Consider the following 21,968-nt stretch of genomic DNA (forward strand, 5'->3'; position numbering starts at 1 on the left):
TGTTATTTTCCTGATTCGATAACGGCGGGAGTCGCGCCCTTGAGACCATAGTAGGCAATGTACACATAACATAGCGCTGGCAGCAGGAATGACCATTGTAGCCCAATCCCATCAGCAAGCATGCCTTGCAGCAACGGAATAATGGCGCCACCGACAATGGCCAGACACAAAATGCCAGAGCCTTGCGCGGTATGCTTGCCCAGCCCATTCAGGGCCAAACTGAAAATAGTGGGGAACATCACTGAATTGCATAAACCAACGGCAAGAATGGCCCACATTGCCAAGTAGCCATCGAAAAACACTGAAATGAGTACCAAGGCAAAAGCACTGACGGCGTTAAAAGCAAGAACTGTGCGACCGGAGATTTTTTGCATCACTAAGGCGCCGATGAAGCGCCCTACCATGGCACCGCCCCAATAATAGGCAATGTATTTCGCCGCTTGTGCTTCATGCATATTGGCGATGTTTTCCTGGTTAAAGAAGTTCACTAAGGTACTGCCAATGGCCACTTCAGCGCCGACATAAACAAAGATGCCAAGAGCACCTAAGGTCAGGTTACGATGACGCCATGCTGACCCTGATACGGCATCAACTCCCACTGTTTGGCCGCTCAACTTGGGTAGCGTCAATTTGGCGAAAATACCGGCGAGCAGAAGTAATGCGCCGGCGAGCATAAGATAAGGGACCTGCGTTGCTGATGCGTCTCCCTTTATGACTTCAGCGCCTTCTGTAAAGATAAGGATTGAGCCAAAAAATGGCGCCACCGTGGTGCCCAATGAGTTGAACGCTTGGGTCATGGTCAACCTTGCCGGCGCCGTTTCTTGCGGCCCTAACGCGCTGACATAGGGGTTGGCCGCCACCTGTAACACCGTGACACCCGCAGCCAATACGAACAGCGCGATTAAAAATAGGGCATAAGCGCCACTGCTTGCTGCCGGGTAAAACAACAAACAGCCAACGCAGGCAACAGCCAGACCTAAGACAATGCCTTTTTGATAGCCGATGCGCCCCACTAAGTTTCCGGCGGGAAGCGAGACGATAAAATAGGCACTAAAAAAGCAAAACTGCACCAGCATCGCTTGGGTGTAATTAAGCTCGAATGCCCCTTTAAGGTAAGGGATCAAAATGTCGTTGAGGCAGGTAATGAACCCCCACATAAAAAACAGTGAGGTCAGTGCAACCAGCGCAAAACGGTAATTGCCGCCGCTGCTCGATGGCTGCGCCTGCGCAGATTCTTGCTGCATGGATAGGGCCACGGTGTTCTCCTATTGATCTTTTTAAGGAAAGCGCTTACATTTAGTTATGAAAGCGCTTACATTTTTATTTGATAATTACAGAAAGCGCGCATGAATTCAAATAAAAACCCAAAAGGGTTGCAAACGGACTGAGTAACACAGATGCCTAAATTGACCTTGCCTACCGAATCCAAGATGTTGCAACGCGACTTTATTTACGGCGTCGCGACGTCCTCGTTTCAAATAGAGGGGGCAAGAGCAGCGCGCTTACCTTGTATTTGGGATACCTTTTGTCGTCAGCCGGGTGCCATCGTAGACGGCAGTCATGGCGATGTCGCTTGTGAACATATCGCTCGTTGGCAACAAGATGTCGAGCTCATAGCCAATCTTGGTGTCGATGCGTATCGGCTCTCAATTGCTTGGGGTCGAGTAATGGATGAGCACGGGCAGCCCAACCAAGAGGGGATCTGTTTTTATCAGAATTTAGTGGCGGCACTCACGGCGCAGGGCATCAAAGTCTTTGTCACCTTATACCACTGGGATCTGCCACAGTATTTAGAGGACCAAGGTGGGTGGCTCAACCGGCAAACGGCTTATGCCTTTGCTGAGTATGCCGATGTTATTTCTCAAGCACTCGGTGAGCAGGTTTATTCTTATGCAACGTTAAATGAACCGTTTTGCTCTGCGTATCTTGGTTACGAGGTAGGCATTCATGCGCCCGGCAAAAAGGGTCAGCGCTATGGTCGCCAAGCGGCGCACCACCTGCTGCTTGCTCATGGCTTAGCCATGCAGGTACTTAGACGCACGGTCCCAAACAGTGAATGCGGTATTGTGCTGAACTTTTCTACTGCCTACGGCGCAAGTAGCAGCGCTGCCGATACACATGCGGCGCAACTGGCCGACCAATATCATAATTTATGGTACTTACAACCGCTGCTTGAAGGCCGTTACCCTGACGTGCTGGCACTCTTGCCTGAAGATGTGCGCCCTGAAATTGGTGCCGATGACATGGCTATTATCAGCGTTAAAAACGACTTTATTGGTATCAACTACTACACCCGTGCGGTGTTTGCCAGTGATGGTAAAGGTTGGTTCGTTCAGTGTGAACCCACAAAAATGCCATTAACCGCTATGGGCTGGGAAGTGGTTCCAGAGGCATTTGAGAAATTACTGGTTGATTTACACCAACGCTTTTCATTGCCGCCACTGTATATTACCGAAAATGGTGCCGCCTTCGATGACGAGGTTGTTGATGGCGCCATTCATGATAAGCCACGTATCGACTACTTTAATAGCCACCTTAACGCGGTACACAATGCCATTGAACAAGGTGTCAATATTCGTGGTTACTTTGCATGGTCGTTAATGGACAACTTTGAATGGGCGCTTGGTTACAGCAAACGCTTCGGTATTGTTCATGTGGATTACCACACGCAGCAACGCACCTTGAAAGACAGTGCGCTGGCATATAAAGGCTTGCTTGAGAATAGACTCTAAGCGCGCTTTATATTAGCTTTAGGCCTCAAAGGACAATCTAAAAGAATAAACATGGCAACCATTTACGAAGTTTCAAAAGCAGCGGGCGTGTCTTTGGCCACCGTCTCCAGAGTGATGAACGGCAATGTCCGGGTCAGTGAACGCACCCGGGATAAAGTGCTTAAAGCCATGACCGAATTGGGCTACAAACCCAATGCCATTGCCCAGTCGCTGGCTTCTAATTGCAGCAACAGCGTTGGCTTATTGGTGTCAGCGCTGCATGGTTCGTTCTTCGGCGATATGATGAGTACGGTTGAGAATGTGTTGCGAAAAGCAGGCAAGCATGTGGTGATCACCGCCGGCCACAGTGATGAAGAAAAAGAAAAACAGGCCATTGAATTTTTACTCGATCGTCGCTGTGACGCCCTCATTTTACATGCCGAAGCGGTCAGTGATGAGTATTTGCTCGAGCTCGCCAAAGGTGATGCACAAATCATTCTTATTAACCGTAAAATTGATGCTATCAGCGAGCGTTGTTTTTACACCGATAATGAACTGGGTGGTTACCTGGCCACTAAAGCAGCATTGGATGCCGGACATAAGGATATTGCTTATATTAGCGGGCCATTATTCAAAGGCGATGCTAAAGAGCGCTTGGCGGGGCATCAGCGTGCTTTGGCTGAGGCCAATATTACATTTAACGATGCGCTATTAGTTGAGGGCGGCTATCATGAAGCGGAGGGTGCGCAAGGGTTGGAACAGCTCTACAGAGCAAAACACAGATTCAGTGCATTGATTTGCGCCAACGATGAGATGGCCTCAGGGGCGATGACCGCAGCCCGTGAGCTTGGCATCGCGATCCCCGAGCAACTGTCGATTATTGGCTTCGACAACGTGTTGTTTGCTCGTTACTTGTATCCAAAATTAACCACCATAGACAACCCCATTCGGTTGATGGGTGAGGCGGCCGCGCACTGGGTCTTGGCACATGTGTACCAGCAGCGGGGGGTCGCCGAGCCTCGTAATCTGTTTGCGCCTTCGTTGGTTGCCCGCGACTCATTGGTGAGTGCACCATGATCAAAACCCTGCCTCCGGCGTTATTTTATACGCTTGTTGTTTCTTTGGGAGGCTTTATCTTCGGCTTCGACGCGTCGGTGATCTCTGGCGCGGTTGGCTTTATTGTTGACGATTTCCACTTAAGTAGTTGGGAGCAAGGGTTCGTTGTGAGCTCGCCAACGCTTGGTGGGCTATTAGCCACTTGCTTTGCCGGTGCTATTAGCGATGCCATCGGTCGGCGCAAAACCTTGATTGTAATTGCTGCATTGTATTTAGTGTCGGCGCTGGCTTCGGCCTTTGCACAAAGTTACTGGATGCTGATTGCGGCGCGCTTTATTGGCGGCATGGCATTTTGCTCATTGATGGTTGCGCCCATGTATATTGCTGAAATTAGCCTGCCCGAGCATCGCGGTAAGTTGGTGTCGATCAACCAATTGAATATCGTGTTGGGCTTTTCGGTGTCTTATTTTACCAATTACTATTTACTGAACTTAGCTCAATCCGAGGCTGGCTGGGCGCAAAGCCTGGCTATTAATGAGCATTTGTGGCGCTGGATGCTCGGGCTGGAAATCGCCCCAGCACTGTGCTGGTTACTGTTGTTATTTTTTATTCCTCGCAGCCCACGGTGGCTACTGATGCGTCAACAACATGAAGAGGCGCAAAGCGTTGCCGCTCGCCTGTTTAGCGCACAACGTATTGATGAGCAATTACGCAGTATGCGAGCCTCATTGCAGCATAAAGTAGCGCCGCTATCGCAACGTATTCGATTGTTAGCCGGGCGGCGTGTGCGTTTTGTGTTATTGATTGGCCTGCTGGTGGCCGTGGCTCAGCAGATCACCGGCATCAATGTTATTTTCTTTTATGCCCCCACTATTTTTGAGCAAAGTGGTGTAGGCACTAACGCAGCCTTTGCCCAAGCACTGTGGATAGGCTTAGTGAATGTCGTGTTTACGGTGGTCGCCATGCTGTGCATCGACCGTTTTGGCCGACGTCCTCTACTGCTCTTGGGTTTGGGCGGCATTATCGTCAGCATGGCCTTGTGTAGTTGGGGTTTTAAACAAGCCAGCTACCATATTGACGATACCAAGCTGCGCGCGTTGCAACAGCAACTACCGACCACTGTGGTGAGTCAGTTAAGCCCTATGCGGGCTCATATTTTCAGCGATGATGTTACCTTTAAAGCGGCATTGACTCAGCATTTAGGGGTCCAAGATGCGCGCAAACATGAAAGTGCGATCCTCAGTGAAGCGATCACCATGAATGCCACCTTGGTGCTGTTGGGGATCACCCTTTTTGTGGCGTCATTTGCGTTATCTCTTGGGCCGGTGATGTGGGTGATGTTTGCGGAGATTTTCCCGAATACTGTGCGGGCGATTGCCATATCTGCGGTCACTGTAGTGAATAATGCAGTGAGTTTTGCGGTGCAGCTTGTGTTCCCCTGGGAGCTTAGCCAATTCGGGGCAGCGGCGACTTTTGCCATTTACGGTATTTTTGCATTGATTGCATTAGCGCTGGTATGGCGTTATCTGCCAGAAACCAAGGGCAAGTCGTTAGAGCAGTTAGAGCTGAGCTTGCGCAGCTAAGTGTACGACACCACTACCTACACCCGCGCGGCAATGTTCGAAGCCGCGTTAGTGTAGAGCAATTTGAAACAAAAACCCTTATCAAAATTATCGATTAATCTAATCTGTTTTTCTCGCTCCAATAGATTGGAAAACTGGTCTATATTTACCCTCGATTAACAACCCTCCCATTAGGAGCGAAGATTATGCGCAACAAAGCAATTCCTTTGGCGACTGCCATTGCCATGGCAGTGTCATCAGTCGTATCGATGCAGGCTTATGCCAGCGAGCCGAAATCAAACCAGTTTTGGTGGCCTGAGCAGCTTGATTTAAGCCCCCTTCGAGCTCATGGCGTGGAGTCACACCCTTATGGTGAAGAATTTGACTACGCTAAGGGCTTTGAAAGCCTCGACCTTGATGCCGTTAAAGCCGACATTCGTGCGGTACTAACAGACTCGCAAGATTGGTGGCCAGCAGATTATGGTCACTATGGACCTTTCTTCATTCGTATGGCCTGGCACGCAGCTGGAACCTACCGTGTATTTGATGGTCGCGGTGGCGCAGGTGGCGGGCAGCAGCGTTTTGACCCACTCAACAGCTGGCCAGATAACGCCAACTTGGATAAAGCGCGCCGCCTACTGTGGCCAATTAAACAAAAATACGGTCGCAATATCTCTTGGGCTGATTTAATGGCCCTGACCGGAAATGTTGCCCTAGAAGATATGGGCTTTAAAACCTTTGGTTATGCCGGTGGTCGTGAAGATGACTGGGAGCCAGATTTGGTTTACTGGGGCCCAGAGGGCAAAATGCTGACCGACGAGCGTCGTGACAAAAAAGGTAAGCTCAAAGGGCCACTTGCTGCTGTTGAAATGGGGCTGATTTATGTCAACCCTGAAGGTCCGCATGGCAAGCCCGATCCCTTGCTCGCAGCACGCGATATCCGTATGTCTTTTGGTCGTATGGCGATGAACGATGAGGAAATTGTGGCGCTTATTGCCGGTGGCCACACCTTTGGTAAAGCCCACGGTGCGAAAAAGCCTGATTGCGTGGGCGCAGAGCCAGCAGCGGCTGAGTTAGAAGACCAAGGTTTTGGTTGGAAAAACAAATGTGGCAAAGGCAACGCTGAAGATACGATCACCAGTGGTCTTGAAGGTGCATGGACTGTGACCCCAACGCAGTGGAGCATGAACTACCTCGACAACTTATTTAATTTCGAGTGGAAGCAAACCAAGAGCCCGGCCGGTGCCACACAGTGGATCCCGACCAATGAGTCGGCGAAGAACTTAGTGCCAGATGCCCATGTTAAAGGTAAGCGCCATGCGCCGATTATGTTTACTACCGACATCGCGCTGAAAAAAGACCCTGAGTTTCGCAAAATTGCTGAGCGTTTTCGCGCCAATCCAGATCAATACGAGCTGGCATTCGCAAAAGCATGGTTTAAGCTAAATCACCGCGATTTAGGTCCGCGTGCTCGTTACCTTGGCGACGAAGTTCCTGAGGAAATCTTAATCTGGCAAGACTACATTCCAGAGGTTGACCATGAACTGGTCACTGAGCAAGACATCAGTGCACTTAAAGAACAAATCCTAGATTCAGGATTAACCGTGCCAGAGCTTGTTCGTGTGGCATGGGCATCAGCGTCTAGCTTCCGTGGCAGCGATATGCGTGGCGGAGCCAATGGTGCGCGCCTACGTTTAGCGCCGCAGAAAGATTGGCCGGTGAACAACCCTGAGGAAGTGGCCAAAGTATTAAAGGTACTGGGCGACATTCAGCAAGACTTTAACCGCCAAGGCGGCGACAAACAGATTTCATTAGCGGACCTTATCGTCTTAGGAGGCGCTGCTGCCATTGAAAAAGCAGCCAAAGACGCGGGCCATGAAATTACGGTGCCGTTTAAACCAGGACGTATGGATGCATCGCCAGAGTACACAGACGTTGAGTCGTTTGCGGTACTTGAGCCAACCGCTGATGCGTTCCGTAACTACTACGACAGTGGTTGGAAATCGCCTACCGGTATGCTGGTTGAGCGTGCCAACCTGTTGAACCTAAGTGTGCCGGAAATGACGGCGCTACTGGGCGGCATGCGTACCTTGGATGCCAACTATAAAGGCATGGATCATGGCGTGTTTACTGACCAACCAGGCACATTAAGCAATGACTTCTTTGTCAACTTGCTGGATATGTCAACGAAATGGAGCAAGTCAGATAAACAGCAAGGTATCTATCAAGGCCACGACCGCCAGAGCGGCGAGTTAAAGTGGACGGCGACACCGGTTGATTTGATTTTCGGCTCTAACTCAGAGCTACGTGCCATCGCTGAAGTGTATGCGTCTCAAGATGCCGAGAAAAAGTTTGTTGAAGACTTTGTGGCTGCTTGGACCAAGGTGATGACAGCGGATCGCTTTGACCTAAAATAAAATTGTGATGTTACCCACCAAGGCCACTGTTGAGTGGCCTTTTTTATGTTTCCCTATATTATGTCGAAAGCACACCAGCCAATTAAGTGTTGAGCACGGTGCAGCAAGAAAAGAAAGAAGTTTACCTCTCGAATATTCAAGGTGTTTTTGAACAGCAACCAAGGAGATGGAGTTTTGAACAGTTTAGCGAATAAATACCTTTTTACGCTGACTTTATTGTTCAGCCAAGTGAGTTGTGCTGCGAGCTCAGCGGAGACGGTACAAAATTGCGTACAGCAAACTCTGGGCTTAGAGGTTGTTAGAACTGATCCAATCAATCATCGTTTTTTTGTTGTGCCTAATACCCAATTTACAGTCGAGTCATTGTTGAACTTAGCCCTAGATCAGTGCTTCGATGAAATGAGTTGGCGAGACGATTGGAGCATTAGTGTGTTCTCCAATGCTAAATACGCAGGCTACAAAGACGAAAAAGACATCATTCCTTTGCATGCAGATAACAAGTGGATAAACGCATATTTGGCAGAAATAGACAGTAGCGGTGTTACCCTAACCCCTGCAAAGCCTTAACGTTCCCCATTAACGAGCTGCTTTAACGATGAAGCAGCTTGTCTTGTCAGCAACTCACCTACTCAAGAACGCAATCATTAACGGTTAGCTACTGCAAAAAGTTATTCCTTCTTTGTTACAGCTGCTAACACCTCACAGCGCCACTCGCGCCGCAAAGCTAGCCTCATAGTAATGACACAGTAGCATCATGGCGAAAGCCATAGGGCACACGCCATGGTGGCTACCTCACCCTAACCAAAGGAGTGTTTATTATCAGTACGATTAATCTTGCCGCCTATTGCAGTGGTGATTTTGGTCCCGGGATCACCAACGAATGCATTGGCGACGCGCAGCAAAGTGGTTTTACCACGCTTATTCTCTGGGCCATGCATATTGGCCGCGCGGGTGATTTAAATAACAGTAACTGCCAAGCCGTGCCCGGCCAATCTTGGGGGGGAGTTGGTGTTCAATGATGGCAATATCCGCATCACCGATGGCGACACCTTTAACCCCAATAATGACGCCGACATAGCCGCTTGGCCTAGTAAGTTGGCGCAGCTAAAACAATATGGCTCCAAGGTAGAAAAAATCTTTATTTCTATTGGTGGTTGGGGAGTATGCGATTTTCAAGCTATTGAGTATATGTTGGAAAGTGGCATGCGCGAGCAAATTAAAGCCAACTTTAAAACGTTGCGAGAGGCCTTTACGGTCGATGGCGAGTGCCTAATTGATGGCGTTGATTTCGATAATGAAGAGGTGGTGAAAGCAAGCACGATTACTGAGTTTGCCAAAATCCTGTTTGATCTGGGTTATCAGGTCACCTTTTGCCCTTACCAACAGCCCTCGTTGTGGCAGGGGTATATGCAAACCTTGTGGGATAAGGGCTACCGCGTTAGTTGGTGGAATCTACAATGTTATTCCGGTGGTCGCGGTAATCTTGAGCGCTTACAACCTTGGTTAGATGCGCTTTCGGCCGTTGTTGGTGAAGGGCAGGGCGGCGCTTATCTGGTCGCAGGCTTAGCGGTAAAAGGGGCCTGCGACTCCAACCCAGAGCTGTGCCCTAGCGCGTTCTGCCAATCCTTCGCTGCAGTGAGTGAGCAGGGTCTTGCCGGTGGCTTTATATGGAAGTATGACGCTGTATTCAGCAATAAAACCGCCTGTGATGATGCCATTCCCACGGCTGCCAGTTATAGCAAAGCCATTACGCAAGGCCTGAACAATGACTGTGATTAGCAGTGTCTAATGATCTAGAGGAATAAAGTGTATACCGACACACTGGCTGGCCTGACGGTCAGCTTGGTGCCAATTCGGTCGTTCAACCACCTCATTTCTGGACAGAAACGTGTTTGAGTAACCCTGAGATCCGATATTCAAAATAGGAAAATTTATCTCTTCATTTGACACTTGTTAAAACAGCCAATATACTACATACCAACCGGTCGGTTTTGGTAATTAAATGAGTAGAAAGCAAAGAGTGATTGAAGCAGCAACTCAGCTGTTTGCTGAACAAGGATTTGAGAAGGCACCTATCTCTCTTATCTGTGAAGTAGCGGAAGTTTCAAAGGGTACGGTATTTCATCATTTTAAGAATAAAGATGAAATTCTACGGGCTGTATTTATACATATCACTGAGCTTATTGAAGAAGCTGATAAGAAAGATGAACACATTGAAAGTGAAGAGCTTTTGCTACCCTCGTTGATTGAGTCCATCTTTGACGGAATGACGATTCCAGAACATAGGCAGATGTACCAGTTCAACTTTAATGTGATGGTTCACCCTGTAACACGAGCTATCGTTGCTGATTTAATCAAAGAACGATATCAAGGGTTGCAAAGCACTACAGAAGAGGTGTTTCGTACTTTAGGACACGACAACCCTTCGATAATTACAAAGATGTTTATTGCTGAGATTGACGGTATAGCTATGAACTACTTATTAAATGACGACTTTCCTATTGAATCAATAAAGTTCGAGTTCATTAAAAAATACTGTCGTTAAGCATCTAGAAATCACGTCTGACTGCGTGATTTTTTTAACAAAAACTAACATACCAACTGGTCGGTACCTGAACTAAGAGGCGGAAAAAAATGAAAACACCATATCAAATTCAATACGAGGCATTTGCTAAAGCAGGTGGTCTATACGATGAAAGACATGCAAAGTTATATGCAGAGTTTGCTGATAACCTTATTGCAGACGGTAGTTACTCGATTGTGTATGAGGGAGTAGCTCACGCCTGCTATACACCAATCACGATTGATAAGGCACCGCATCTTAAATGCTACGTACTAGCACCACTTGCAGTATTGCCTGACTACCAAGGGAAAGGCTACGCAACACGATTGATGGAAGAAGCAGAAAAGGAATTGGACGCTGACGTGATCTTTGTTATGGGTGAACCGTTCCATTATGGAAACCGTTACAACACGCCTCACAATGTGTTGCCACCAGTAAAAACTCAAGCACCTTTAGAGTGTTGGTTTGCAAGAGAACTAACACAAGGCGCACTAGATGGTATTGGCGAATCGACTTCAACTCTGAAAGGTCCTTACGCTGAACCAGTGATGTGGGGACATCCAAGTGAGCAAGTGTAATTAATATGGAACCCCCTCATACCTAAAGCCTATTGATTTAGGTATGAGATATAGCTTATGCCACAAAAGATCTTTATGCGATTAGATATCGCAACGACCGAGTTGTGGTTATGAAATAAAATAAATAACAAGGCCATTTTTGAATAAAACACAATTTAGCATTGTATAAACTCGTGTTTGGCGCAAAGTTCGACAGGCACAAATCCAAACTAACCATAAGGAACAATTTTTAAATATAAGTGGAGAGATCCTTTGAACATATCGAAACAAGAACAACGCGTGCTTCATACGTTAGCATTGGGCGGAGAAATTCGTTGCTATCGAAATGAGAATAACAAATTAGTTGAGATCACTTGCTTCACCCGTGAGGGTTATGGGTTAACTAATTGCAATATGGAAGTCTTTAAAAAGCTGAAAAGTAAAAGATTGATCAGCTCAAAAGGTGGCAAGCCTTATCGTATTACGATGTTAGGAGCAACTTCTGTTCAGGCTCAAATGAATCAGCGTTAATAGTTAAAGGCTAACAATAGTAATTTCAAAGCATAGATGCTGAATCGATACCTTAGATGAGATAGTAGTAGATTTAGCATCTGTATAATAATTTTTTGAATGGGTTCAGATGAACGGTGTCTAAAAAACACATTACAATATTGTAATTCTATTTCCAGAGGCGAAGTTTTTAATACGTTTATGGGTTAAGCTCTGACGTAACGGTGACAGTTTTTGAAGCTGCAAGAGGCCTTGTTGGAGACTGTAAGATCTTCTGTGTAAGTGGCTGTTAATCATAGTGATACGCGGTCACTGTACATAATCATAAACTGACTCATTGCCGCTTTCCAATCTCTAATTGGCATTGTCCATTTCTTCGATATCTGGTGAAGCGCCAGATACAGTATTTTCATCACTGAGTCGTCAGTCAGGAACGACCGTCTGGTCTTGGTTATTTTCCGCAGGCTGGCGTTTAGAGACTCGATGGCATTAGTGGTGTAAATGACCTTACAGATTTCAGGTGGATAGTCGAAGAAGACGCTCAGTCGTTCCCAGTTATTGCGCCAAGACAAGCTAATTGTTGGATGTTGGTCATCCCATTTATCAGCGAACTCTGCCAGAGCCAGTTCCGCTTCGGCCAGTGTGGTTGCACCGTAAATACGTTTCAGGTCAGCGGCAATGACCTTGCGTTGTTTCCAGTTTACATAGCGCAGCGAGTGGCGAATTTGATGTACGATACACAGTTGCACCTGTGTTTTCGGGTAAACCGCCTCGATGGCTTCAGGGAAGCCTTTCAGACCATCGCAGCAAGCAATGAAGATGTCCTGCACGCCACGGTTTTTAAGTTCGTTCATCACAGACAACCAGAACTTAGCGCCTTCGGTTTGAGCCATCCACAAGCCTAACAGCTCTTTTTCACCATCGGTGTTGATGCCGAGCGCTAGGTAAACCGATTTGTTCTGTACCGCACCGGAATCGCGGCTACGTACCACTAGGCAATCCAGATAAACGACAGGATATAACGCATCCAGCGGACGTTGCTGCCACTGCTTTACTTCATCCAGCACTTCATTAGTCACTTGAGAGATAAAGGTTGGTGAGACTTCCACACCATAAGATTCCTCGAAATGGGCCTGGATATCACGGGTTGTCATGCCTCGCGCATACAACGAGATAATCCGGTCATCAAAGCCGTTGAGCTGCTTCTCGCCCTTTTTAATGAGCTTGGGTTCGAAACTACCGCTGCGGTCACGAGGGACATCCAGATCGATTTCGCCGTGAACTGAACGTACTTTTTTGTTGGTTTTACCGTTTCTGGAGTTGCCGGAATTCCTGCCTTCCGGTGCATGTTTAGTGTAACCAAGATGTTGTTCCATCTCGGCGTTTAACGCTCGCTCAGCAACCTTCTTGGTGAGCTGTTTTAGTAATCCGGCTTCGCCGAGGATGTCTTCGGGGGAATCACAGCCTTCTAGAAGCTGATCGATAAGTTTGTCTGATATTGGCATTCTGCATTTCCTTTCAACAGGTTAAGAATGCCACTTACACAGATATTTTTACACTCTCGACTTCGAATATGGCATACGAATTATTATGTTTTTCTTCGCAGTTCGGAGCAGCAATAGTAAGTACTCTTTTGGTACAAACACTTCAAATTGCCCACCTTTATTAAATCCATACTCTGCATTTAATTCATATTGGCTTGAAAGTAGCTCAAACTTCATATGATAATAGTTTGAATACTTTCCAGCGTTTACTTTGATCTCCGTCGCATAGCTTTGCAATGAAATAAATAAAAGTACCGTAATTAGAATTTGCTTCATACTTCCCTGTACACATAACGCCTTGTTAGGCATTCTCAGCTATACCCATGACAACTTTCATTGAACCATCCGAACCTTCCAATGAAAATGGTACTGATGTTGAATATTTTGAGAATCCCGCTTGCTCCAGTGCTAATTCTATCAATTCCTCTGAAAAACCAATTCCCGGTTCTTCACGTTCTTTTAGCCAGTCCCATTGAACTAAGAAACCGCCCTTTCTTAGCAACAGCTTTAATAGCTTGAGTGTTTCTTGATAATCTGAAACAAAGGCCAATGCAGATGAAGCGACAATGATATCGAAACCACTGCGGAGAACTTGATCATTATCTATCAGCTCTTGGGTAAGCTCACTGTTTATTGCATGTACATTATTGAGGTGTTTACCTTTAAGAACTGAAATCATTTTTTTAGAAGGATCAATAGCCACGACTGAACTAGCTTGATTGGATATTCTCTCAGTTAGAAGACCTGTACCACAGCCGAAGTCCAGTACTTTGCGGCCCTCTAAATCAACATTATTCAATAAAGACTCATGGGCCTTCTGGCAGTATAAGATCACTGCCTCATTGCTGTCCCAGCCGTCAGCATAATCGTCCCAGCTTTCGCTCATTATCTCGATTTCCTCAGATTATCTCTTTGATGCCTAACATGTTTATAGCGAGCGAATCGCGCGTTTTTCTACTACACTACCGCTCACTTTTCCTGAATGGTGTATTTTTAACAGACTAGTTAACTCATTGCCAGAATTATTAAAAATAGCTATTGGTCGTTCTTATCTTGCGACAAAAGCACGCGATTGGGTCGTTTTCTCGACTATATGAGCGATTACGCCATAACTGTTTTAATACACAGTGATTACATGTTTTCAAAGATAAGTTAAGCGGCGACCCAAAAACGGGGGAAATTCGTCGACATCATTTTCATCCAACTTGTGTCAGGAAGGCGGTGAAGGCTGCTTTAACACAGTTGGGGATTACAAAGTTAATTACACCACATTCGTTCGCGCCTCATCTTTTGCAATCAGGAGCCGACATTCGCACAGTCCAAAGTCAATTGGGTCATTCAGACGTTAAAACCACTCAGATTTATACTCATGTTTTACAGCAAGGCGCAAACGGTGTTGTTAGTCCTTTGAGCAAAATTTTCTAGCTTGTTTTGGGGCAGAAACGTGTCAGCGGAGCATTCGCTTTGTGGGATAGAACCAAAGCTATAATAAGTGACAGGGACTTCCTTTTTAACCCTCTTAACCGCCTAAACACAGTGTGTTTATTTTGATATAAAAATGCGCTTTAACATTCGCCTGGATGATCAATCAGCTATCAAGAGTTTGCGCCTGCTTTGGTATACATCGCTGTGTCGGTGTTGTTTGGGTTTACTGCTATATTGCGTTTGCTTAAAAGTTCCGGCTCTGGCAGTGTAAGTTAAGATCTTAATTTAAAGGGAATTATTATTTTGAAGACGTTACTTTGGGTACTGTTATGGGTATTTTCTTTCTCTAGTTATGCACAAACACGGTCTGAACAGAGCCACACTCTCAGTGCTAAGCCCGAAATCACCGTGATCCTTCCCGCCTCCTATAGCAGCGAACAGACAAAAGACTATCCTGTTATTTACGTATTAGATGGCAAGCTCAACGCGCAGCTTGTGGCAAGTATGCTGGCGCGGTTGGCGGTATCTCAAGGGGCGTTTGAGCATATTGTGGTGGGCATTGAGCCTGCTGATCGGCTGCATGACTTTGCCCCGACAGTCAACACCGATCCGCGAGGGCCCGTCGGCGTGGGTGGCGGTGCATCGGCCTTTATTGATTATCTTGAGAGTGAGTTAATACCTGAGGTGAATAGTCAGTACCGAACCAATGGCTACAACACCCTTGCCGGTCACTCCATTGCAGGGCTGTTTGTGATTCATGCGTTTTATTCACGGCCAACGTTGTTTCAAGCTCATCTCGCTTTTAGTCCGGCGCTGTGGTGGTCAACGAGAGCCACGGCTCAGCGAGCCGAACACTATGTGATTTCTGGAATAACCACCCCGAGCTTCTTATACCTCAACATAGGCAATGAGGCGGGGGAAATGAAAAGCGTGTATAGCGGCTTTACCAACACCATTGCTCGCAATCGTTCTGTTGATTTAATTTTGCAATTAGAAGAGTTTACAGACACCCCCCATGACCTAACCATGACGGCGGGTTTGTATAATGCGCTCACCGGGCTCTATCAATACCAACAAGGGCAGAAAGTACACTAGTGCTTGCTCATCGGCGCTCCCCCCTTGCGGTGGTGGCTCGCTCACTGAGCTGATGTCGAGGTATACATTAAGCTGTGGCATAATGCCCCACCTTATTTTATCCAAGGGCGCTGTGGTTGTTTTTTGTTGTTAAGTACCTTGCTTTTCTATCGGGCTGTTTAAGCTGCTTTATGTTACATAGCCATTGGGCTGTGCCGCTTGTTCCCGCTGCCGCTGCAACTGGGTTAATAGGCTCCGTTACTCCCTTTCCAAAACGCTTTGCAGGCCACCCCAATGCCGCTGTGTATGCCGGGAGCTTTGCGGGTATGTGTTCAGCTGAGCTCATTTCGGGTTACTGGCAACTAGCCGTTATCGCCTTTATTGGCACAACGCTGTACGCATTGACGATGAACCTTTTTACTGGCTTCGGCGGTAAACTTGGAAGCGTGGCCTTTGTCAGTGTAGCGCTATTTATGTTGGTGCAAGGAGGGATAGGTTAATGGTGCTCACTATTGTTATTGCGGTGACTGCTGCGTTTGCCACCTATTTCCTTTCCAAGCTGCGTTACTTCAACGCGCTACGTGCCTCTAGTTTGTTGTCTCTTATTGCGTATGCGCTGTTTTCATTGATGAGCACCCATGCAGAGCTGTATTCAGTGGTTTTCTTTGGCGGCACCTTTGTGGGGATGAGTACCCCAGCGCGCTTTGGCTACTACACCTTAACCAGTGCGGCCGTGTTGTTTGCATTGCTATTTCATTACTTGGTGCCGCATTTACACGGTTATGGCGGCGCCCTCGGGGTCAGCGCGTTTCTCAGTGTGTGCTTATGTCAGCTGGCTATTGTGCTCGGCGCACCGCGCAGCCGTAAAAGTGGGTAGGCTACACGCTATGGTTTGCGTGAAGTTGTCCGCGAATATTATTAGTATTTAGAGCGGGCTGATAATATAAAAAGCGCCCAGATGGACGCTTTTGGGGGTTCCTTTGAGCAGGAAAAACACACTATGAGAAGGGTCTTACGGCGCTACTTGGCCTTGCAATTGCTTGAGGCTTGATTGCGCCGTTTTTAGATTTGCACGGGTAATGGTATTGCGCTTTGTTTTATATGCGGCGCTGAAATCGGCCAGCGCGGCCTGGTATTCGTTTTTCAATGAGTGGGCGATGCCACGGTTGCCATAGGCGTAAGCAGTAAGCTCGCGACGCTTATTGGCATTTACATCTATATCACTGATCAGTTCAATCGCGAGGCTACACATTGAAAGTGCTTCGTCTGCCTTACCTACTTGGATGTGCGCAGCACACTGGTTCACCGACTTCTCGAATGCAGCTTGCTGATCTAACTCAGTGACATTGCCTAAGTTAATTACCTGGTCGTATTGCCCTGCAAGTACTGCTTTTGATGTGTCGTTGTCATCGATGACTGCTAATTTGTAGTCAGCGGCGTAACTACTCGTTAAAAATGTGGCTGTGGTAATGGCTAGAGCTAATTTGAGCGTTTTCACGGTGCTATCCTCGGGTTGTGTGTTTGCTTCGGTATTAACTGTAGGTTTAAAGCTTTTACTCTACAAACGATATAAATCGCACCGTTAAATGAAAAAAATTTATCTATAGATGAATCAGCGAGTTCATCGTGCAGCTGGCCTTCTATGTGAAACTGATAATGTAAAGACAATCAATTAATTAGCCCCAACTTAGGTTATCGCCGTTGGCTAGATGGTCGCGTCTAGGCTTTATCGCCTGCTAAAAATGTTGAAAATAGCAATTATCAGCATGGTGGTTTTTACCTAAATTAAGGACTATGCTTTGACCCTAGCTTGACGCGGTATCTGTTAAGCGCTGACTTTTTGCAATTGAGGCAGATACAACCGTGAAAACTTTAAGCTGGTGGGCGTTGTTACTTTGTTCATTAGGTGTAGCTGGTTATGCGTTATACGCTTACAGCTTTTTGCCTCTCGGCTCGTTGGTGCACCCCGATATGCAAGTGGTGTTTAGTCAACATCAACTGGCTATTTATGTGCATGTGTTTGGCTCGCTAACGGCTTTAGCGCTGGGACCGTGGCAATTTTTGTCTACTCTGCGTTCGCGTTATCCGCAGCTGCACCGTTGGTTTGGCCGTGTTTATCTACTAGTCGGTGTGCTGCTAGGTGGGCTAGCGGGCTTGGCATTGGCACAAACTGCGTTTGGTGGTTTAGTGTCTATCGTTGGCTTTACTGGTTCAGCTTTGGTGTGGTTAATCACTGGGTTTATGGCCTTTTACTGTGTTATGAAAAAGGATTTTGATGCTCATCGGCGTTGGATGATACGCAATTTCTCTGTCACTTTCTCTGCTGTCACCTTGCGCATTTATCTGGGGGCGTTTATGGCGTCAGGCATACCTTTTGCTGACTTTTATCCGCTACTTGCCTGGTTAAGCTGGGTACCTAATCTTCTCATAGCGGATTGGCTATTCAATCGCCATCCTGCGCCCAGATAAAACCAAACAATCCTCAACCCTAATTGACCTATCCAAGGCATCAATCTCATCTTGTGTACAGCACAGACACACTTACAAAGTTTGTAACAACTCTGTCGTTGGAAGCATCACTCAGGTTTGGTAAAAGTAATAATATCAAGGACAAAGCGAAAGGTTGTTGCTTTTGATGTAAGAGCCGCTTTGAGATAACAACAATAATAAGGAAGGTGTAAACGATGAGTTATGCGCTATCAATGCCAGGATTTCAATCAAAATACAAAGTAGTGAATGCCTCGCAAGCCGGGTTTTTATCTGGGCTGTGGCATGGTTTATTAATGCCTGTGTTTTTCATTGTCAGTTTATTTAAAGACGGTGTCAGCATCTACGAAACGAATAACAATGGCAATATGTATCACTTCGGCTACCTGTTGGGCGTGTGGGCCTTTGCTGGAAATACCATTAATATCACCATAGGCCATGCTGTTGTTTAATCTTATAAAGATAAATTGATGTTTTAGGCGAGCTTGCTGACACAATATGCACCCGTTTTTTTAAGCGATGGCTTAGCTGTGTTAGCAGCTCACTTATTGATATAACACGCTACTTTGGTTGTCGATACCAGAGAACTTATCGCGTTACTGTTTATAGGTATTGATCACCCACTGGGTAAAATCAGCCAGGGGCGAGTCAGGTTCAGCCACTTCATGCTCAACTAAATAGTATTTATCTTTGGTCCATAAGGGCTTGTTGACCAATGGCCATAGTAATCCTTCATTAAACCAAGTGCGGCTAATCGGCATGGGGATTAACGCCACCCCCATCCCTTGCTGCGCTGCGCGGGCCACACCAAACATACTATCAAGTTGAATGATCTGCTTGGGCGCGAAATCCCCTGCATAATGGTATTCAGCCCATTGATGCCAAGACCAAGGTCGCGACTGATGGACAATTAGTGGCAGTTCACTTAATGCTTGTTCGCTATTATGTTGCCACTGCTCGTAGGTAGTGCGGTTACAAGCGGGAATATATTCCAACGCAAATAATTCAGTGGCAATGCCACTGACCGGAGTGTCATGCGAGAGAACAATTGATAAATCGGTGCTGCGCACTTTTTGTGTACGGGTGCGCAAAGTGTCGACTTCCAAATTGACATCGGGATGCTGTGAAGTCCATTCACTGAGCACTGGCATCAATAGCTCGCTGGCGAAAAACTCTGGCAAGGCAATGCTAATGGTGACGTTATTATCTTTGTGACTAAAGGTGCGAATGGTCTGCTCAAGATCAGTGATAATAGGCTCTATGGCATCGAAGAAGTTTTTACCTTCGTTGGTCAGTATTATTGCCCGGGTACGGCGCTGGAAAAGTGCGAAGCCAAGCTGCTGCTCGAGCTGTTTAATTTGGTGACTGACAGCCGAAGGGGTGAGGTAGAGTTGCTCAGCCGCTTGTTTGAAACTCAAGCAGCGAGCTGCGAAACAGAATGCGCGAAGTCCTCTAATGGGTGTCTGCATAAGTACTTTTTTGAGTAAAATAGAGAAAAAGCAATTTATAAACCAACTATACACTGGTGTTTAAACTAGGGTATAGCGCACGCAGCCTTTGCTATTGCTTAATTAAAATGTGCTTGCTGCACTAACTCGGTGCAGCGCGAATCGTTATTGTGCACCTACTATTCAAGCAGCCGTCATCCATAACGGCTGCCATTGAAGCACTACATATTACCTAGTGTCACCATCATGGCGGTGTACATTTTGAGGTTGAGACGCAGCTGCTCAGGGGTCATAAATTCATGCTCGGAGTGACCAGTATAGGCTTTGCCAGGCATGGAAGGGCCGAAAGACACGGCGTTATCAAACAATTTGGCATTGGTGCCACCGCCAATGGAGACAAACTTCGCCTGCTCATCGCCGGTATAGTGTTTAAAAATATTTAGTAGGGCGTCGGCGTGCGGGGCATCATCCAATAGCATAGGGGTGCCAATTTCGATATCAACCGCTGCCAGCTCAACTTGGTGGCGACGCTGCCAGTTGTTCAAAGCGCTGTTAATTTCTGTACGCAGTTGCGACTCTGGCTTGCCCTCTGGCCGACGTAAGTTCACCGAGAGGGTGAGCGTGTCGTTTTGGCGCTCAATTAAGGTCGGTGCTACCGTCATTGGGCCCATAAAGTCATGGCTATAGGCAATGTCGCCAAAGTGCTTGCCATAGAGATCTAAGCCAATAAGCTCATTAATAAATAGCAAGGCTTGGCCATCGGCATTGGTTGCCAGCTCCAGATCATTAAACACCGCGCCTAAATGGGCAATGGCATTGACTCCAGATTCGGGCTCCGACGAATGCGCTGAAGTGCCTTTGACGCGAACTAACACTTCATTATCGGCCAGCTCTTCAACTTGAACCTCAACGTCACTGAGCTTTGCCGCGTTGGCACGCAGCATAGCTATAGCTTCGGCACTGGCATTGTGCACCCGCACGCTGGCATCTTCAGGAATTTGGCTTACAAACGCGCCTCCTGTTAACTCACTGACATACATCTGTGAGCCTTGATAAGTACCGCTAAAAGTAGGGGCCACGAGGCTCCAGCCTTTTTCGGCTACCACCACAGGGTAACTGGCATCAATGGTCACCGCATATTTGGGCTGCTGATAGCTTTGCATAAAGGTGCGTAGCGGTTGCCAGTCGGATTCCTCGGCCAAATAAATCATCAGTTCAATGCGGTTATCTAATTGTATGCCCTGGTCTTTAATGGCTTTCATGGCATACAAAGCGGTGGCGATTGCGCCTTTGTCGTCTTCGGTACCCCGGGCGATTAGTTTGCCCGGCTCGGTTGTGCTATCGAGCACAAACGGGCTTTTGGCCCACTTTGATGCATCGGCTGGTTGCACATCGCCATGGGTCACTATAGTCACCTTGTCCTGCTGCTCACCCATGCCGATAAGCACGGTGTAGCCCAAATCTTGATAATCCAAGCCGAGCTGTGCAGCCTTCATTTTCAAAAGGTGTTTGAAGCCAATGAACTCAGGGTTATCAGGTGTTTTAAATGCACTGGTATTAACCGTAGCGAACGACACCATATTCGCGAGGGTGTGAATTTGTGCGTCTTGGTATTCATCGACAGCGTACTGAGCCAGTGCGTCGTGGTAAGTGGGGGTGGCGTGACTTAACCCCGTGTAGCTTAGCAATGCCAATGCGGCAGCGATAAGTGATGACTTCAAAGCAGATCCCGTTAAGATAAGGTTTTGAAGTATATGGTAACCTTTAGTGAAAATATGAACCAGTAATATACTGAATTGAAGATAAAAAACAAAAGGCGCAAAAGCAAGTACACTTAAACACTTAACACCTGTATCGTGGGTATATCTCACACACTCTTATTTAACTAGTTATAAGTAACATTTCAATTTATGGCACCACTAAGAAAGACCAGTTTGTCCATGCAATTAGCCGATGAACTGGGAAAAGCAATAATATCTGGACACTACAATAGCGCCCACGCTTTGCCTACTGAAGCTAAATTATGTGAGCAATACAATATTAGTCGTACAGCCGTACGTGAAGCAGTAAAAATGCTGGCGGCAAAAGGAATAATCTCTTCTCGTCCACGCCAAGGAATACGCATAGAAGACGCTGATAACTGGAATCTTTACGACCCGCAGGTTCTTACTTGGATGCTAGACAGCAACCCTTCGTTATCGATACTCAAGGAGTTCTTGGAAATGAGGCTCGCTATTGAGCCACAAGCCGCAGCTTTAGCGGCTCAGCGTGCTGATAGTGAGTCTATCGCTAAAATAGAACACGCTTGGAAAAACATGGCAGCCTCTGTGGATTGCGACAGTAACTTTCATCGCTACGATATAGATTTTCACCTAGAGTTACTTAACGCAAGTGGCAACCGCTTTCTTCGTCAGCTCAGAGACTTTACCAGTACCGCACTTAATGTCAGTGTTCGTTACACTACACCGATTAAGGGCGACACGCATATGGTTGTTGAGGCGCACAAAAACCTCTTCCTTGCCGTTGCAAATGGCGAAGTCGACAAGGCAAGGGCTTTATCGGTGAGTATGATTGAAGAGGCGATTGCATTAATTGAACAAGTTAACAGGTAACG

22 protein-coding genes and 1 pseudogene are annotated in these 21,968 nt (G+C 46.9%); 17 read left to right on the plus strand and 6 right to left on the minus strand.

Annotated elements, in window-relative coordinates; translation table 11 throughout:
* Nucleotides 1-2 precede the first annotated feature (2 nt).
* Nucleotides 3-1,244: a sugar MFS transporter gene (locus MHM93_RS16365; protein WP_239449896.1), complete on the minus strand. Its 1,242-nt coding sequence runs from the start codon at nucleotides 1,242-1,244 to the stop codon at nucleotides 3-5.
* 153 nt (nucleotides 1,245-1,397) lie between these two features.
* On the opposite strand from MHM93_RS16365, the gene MHM93_RS16370 reads away from it, so the two are divergent.
* The 10 genes from MHM93_RS16370 to MHM93_RS16415 all read left to right on the plus strand — a co-directional run bounded on the left by MHM93_RS16370 (nucleotide 1,398) and on the right by MHM93_RS16415 (nucleotide 11,397).
* Nucleotides 1,398-2,732 (plus strand): GH1 family beta-glucosidase, encoded by a 1,335-nt coding sequence (locus MHM93_RS16370; protein WP_239449855.1) that lies wholly within the window; start codon nucleotides 1,398-1,400, stop codon nucleotides 2,730-2,732.
* A 51-nt stretch (nucleotides 2,733-2,783) separates the two neighbouring features.
* Nucleotides 2,784-3,788 carry a LacI family DNA-binding transcriptional regulator gene (locus MHM93_RS16375; protein WP_239449856.1) on the plus strand — a complete coding sequence of 335 codons (1,005 nt, stop codon included), beginning with the start codon at nucleotides 2,784-2,786 and terminating at the stop codon, nucleotides 3,786-3,788.
* A complete protein-coding gene (locus MHM93_RS16380; RefSeq protein ID WP_239449857.1) occupies nucleotides 3,785-5,350 on the plus strand; it encodes a sugar porter family MFS transporter in 1,566 nt (521 codons plus the stop codon). The genes MHM93_RS16375 and MHM93_RS16380 overlap by 4 nt, the downstream gene beginning before the upstream one ends.
* Before the next feature lie 185 nt (nucleotides 5,351-5,535).
* On the plus strand, nucleotides 5,536-7,746 hold the full coding sequence (gene katG, locus MHM93_RS16385; RefSeq protein ID WP_239449858.1) for a catalase/peroxidase HPI: 2,211 nt from the start codon (nucleotides 5,536-5,538) through the stop codon (nucleotides 7,744-7,746).
* Nucleotides 7,747-7,920: 174 nt separating this feature from the next.
* Nucleotides 7,921-8,313 carry a hypothetical protein gene (locus MHM93_RS16390; protein WP_239449859.1) on the plus strand — a complete coding sequence of 131 codons (393 nt, stop codon included), beginning with the start codon at nucleotides 7,921-7,923 and terminating at the stop codon, nucleotides 8,311-8,313.
* 242 nt (nucleotides 8,314-8,555) lie between these two features.
* A complete protein-coding gene (locus MHM93_RS16395) occupies nucleotides 8,556-8,765 on the plus strand; it encodes a hypothetical protein (RefSeq protein WP_239449861.1) in 210 nt (69 codons plus the stop codon).
* Nucleotides 8,755-9,525 (plus strand): hypothetical protein, encoded by a 771-nt coding sequence (locus MHM93_RS16400; RefSeq protein WP_239449863.1) that lies wholly within the window; start codon nucleotides 8,755-8,757, stop codon nucleotides 9,523-9,525. The genes MHM93_RS16395 and MHM93_RS16400 overlap by 11 nt, the downstream gene beginning before the upstream one ends.
* A 223-nt stretch (nucleotides 9,526-9,748) precedes the next feature.
* Entirely contained in the window at nucleotides 9,749-10,291 is a 543-nt protein-coding gene (locus MHM93_RS16405; protein WP_239449864.1) for a TetR/AcrR family transcriptional regulator, read from the plus strand.
* An 89-nt stretch (nucleotides 10,292-10,380) separates the two neighbouring features.
* Nucleotides 10,381-10,887: a GNAT family N-acetyltransferase gene (locus MHM93_RS16410; protein ID WP_239449865.1), complete on the plus strand. Its 507-nt coding sequence runs from the start codon at nucleotides 10,381-10,383 to the stop codon at nucleotides 10,885-10,887.
* A gap of 252 nt (nucleotides 10,888-11,139) precedes the next feature.
* Entirely contained in the window at nucleotides 11,140-11,397 is a 258-nt protein-coding gene (locus MHM93_RS16415; RefSeq protein WP_239449866.1) for a YjhX family toxin, read from the plus strand.
* A gap of 272 nt (nucleotides 11,398-11,669) precedes the next feature.
* On the opposite strand, the gene MHM93_RS16420 is transcribed toward MHM93_RS16415, so the two are convergent.
* Both MHM93_RS16420 and MHM93_RS16425 read right to left on the minus strand, forming a co-directional pair.
* Nucleotides 11,670-12,881, minus strand: coding sequence for an IS256 family transposase (locus MHM93_RS16420; protein ID WP_239449867.1), 1,212 nt, complete (start codon nucleotides 12,879-12,881; stop codon nucleotides 11,670-11,672).
* A 340-nt stretch (nucleotides 12,882-13,221) separates the two neighbouring features.
* The gene (locus MHM93_RS16425) at nucleotides 13,222-13,806 is read right to left on the minus strand and encodes a class I SAM-dependent methyltransferase (protein WP_239449868.1); all 585 of its coding nucleotides are present in this window, start codon (nucleotides 13,804-13,806) and stop codon (nucleotides 13,222-13,224) included.
* 248 nt (nucleotides 13,807-14,054) lie between these two features.
* Here MHM93_RS16425 and MHM93_RS16430 point away from each other — a divergent pair.
* The 4 genes and pseudogenes from MHM93_RS16430 to MHM93_RS16445 all read left to right on the plus strand — a co-directional run.
* Nucleotides 14,055-14,345, plus strand: a pseudogene (locus tag MHM93_RS16430) (tyrosine-type recombinase/integrase); the annotation flags it as partial.
* Between the two features lie 303 nt (nucleotides 14,346-14,648).
* Nucleotides 14,649-15,440, plus strand: coding sequence for an alpha/beta hydrolase-fold protein (locus MHM93_RS16435; RefSeq protein WP_239449869.1), 792 nt, complete (start codon nucleotides 14,649-14,651; stop codon nucleotides 15,438-15,440).
* 170 nt (nucleotides 15,441-15,610) lie between these two features.
* Nucleotides 15,611-15,919 carry a hypothetical protein gene (locus MHM93_RS16440; RefSeq protein WP_239449870.1) on the plus strand — a complete coding sequence of 103 codons (309 nt, stop codon included), beginning with the start codon at nucleotides 15,611-15,613 and terminating at the stop codon, nucleotides 15,917-15,919.
* Nucleotides 15,919-16,296 carry a hypothetical protein gene (locus MHM93_RS16445; protein ID WP_152441809.1) on the plus strand — a complete coding sequence of 126 codons (378 nt, stop codon included), beginning with the start codon at nucleotides 15,919-15,921 and terminating at the stop codon, nucleotides 16,294-16,296. The genes MHM93_RS16440 and MHM93_RS16445 overlap by 1 nt, the downstream gene beginning before the upstream one ends.
* Nucleotides 16,297-16,431: 135 nt before the next feature.
* Here the strand turns inward: MHM93_RS16445 and MHM93_RS16450 are convergent, their stop codons facing one another.
* A complete protein-coding gene (locus MHM93_RS16450; RefSeq protein ID WP_239449871.1) occupies nucleotides 16,432-16,917 on the minus strand; it encodes a hypothetical protein in 486 nt (161 codons plus the stop codon).
* A gap of 365 nt (nucleotides 16,918-17,282) precedes the next feature.
* Between MHM93_RS16450 and MHM93_RS16455 the strand changes: the two genes are divergently transcribed.
* Nucleotides 17,283-17,888, plus strand: coding sequence for a DUF2306 domain-containing protein (locus MHM93_RS16455; RefSeq protein WP_239449872.1), 606 nt, complete (start codon nucleotides 17,283-17,285; stop codon nucleotides 17,886-17,888).
* Between the two features lie 215 nt (nucleotides 17,889-18,103).
* A complete protein-coding gene (locus MHM93_RS16460; RefSeq protein ID WP_239449873.1) occupies nucleotides 18,104-18,358 on the plus strand; it encodes a hypothetical protein in 255 nt (84 codons plus the stop codon).
* 144 nt (nucleotides 18,359-18,502) lie between these two features.
* Here MHM93_RS16460 and MHM93_RS16465 read toward each other — a convergent pair whose 3' ends face one another.
* Together MHM93_RS16465 and MHM93_RS16470 are read right to left on the minus strand one after the other, a co-directional pair.
* A complete protein-coding gene (locus tag MHM93_RS16465; protein ID WP_022945468.1) occupies nucleotides 18,503-19,375 on the minus strand; it encodes a LysR family transcriptional regulator in 873 nt (290 codons plus the stop codon).
* Nucleotides 19,376-19,575: 200 nt separating this feature from the next.
* Nucleotides 19,576-21,075 carry a dipeptidase gene (locus MHM93_RS16470; protein WP_239449874.1) on the minus strand — a complete coding sequence of 500 codons (1,500 nt, stop codon included), beginning with the start codon at nucleotides 21,073-21,075 and terminating at the stop codon, nucleotides 19,576-19,578.
* Nucleotides 21,076-21,264: 189 nt separating this feature from the next.
* Between MHM93_RS16470 and MHM93_RS16475 the strand changes: the two genes are divergently transcribed.
* Nucleotides 21,265-21,966 carry a FadR/GntR family transcriptional regulator gene (locus MHM93_RS16475; protein ID WP_130146181.1) on the plus strand — a complete coding sequence of 234 codons (702 nt, stop codon included), beginning with the start codon at nucleotides 21,265-21,267 and terminating at the stop codon, nucleotides 21,964-21,966.
* Nucleotides 21,967-21,968 lie beyond the last annotated feature (2 nt).

The organism is Pseudoalteromonas sp. MM17-2, from assembly GCF_022347945.1.
GTDB classification, from domain to species: Bacteria; Pseudomonadota; Gammaproteobacteria; order Enterobacterales; family Alteromonadaceae; genus Pseudoalteromonas; species Pseudoalteromonas ruthenica.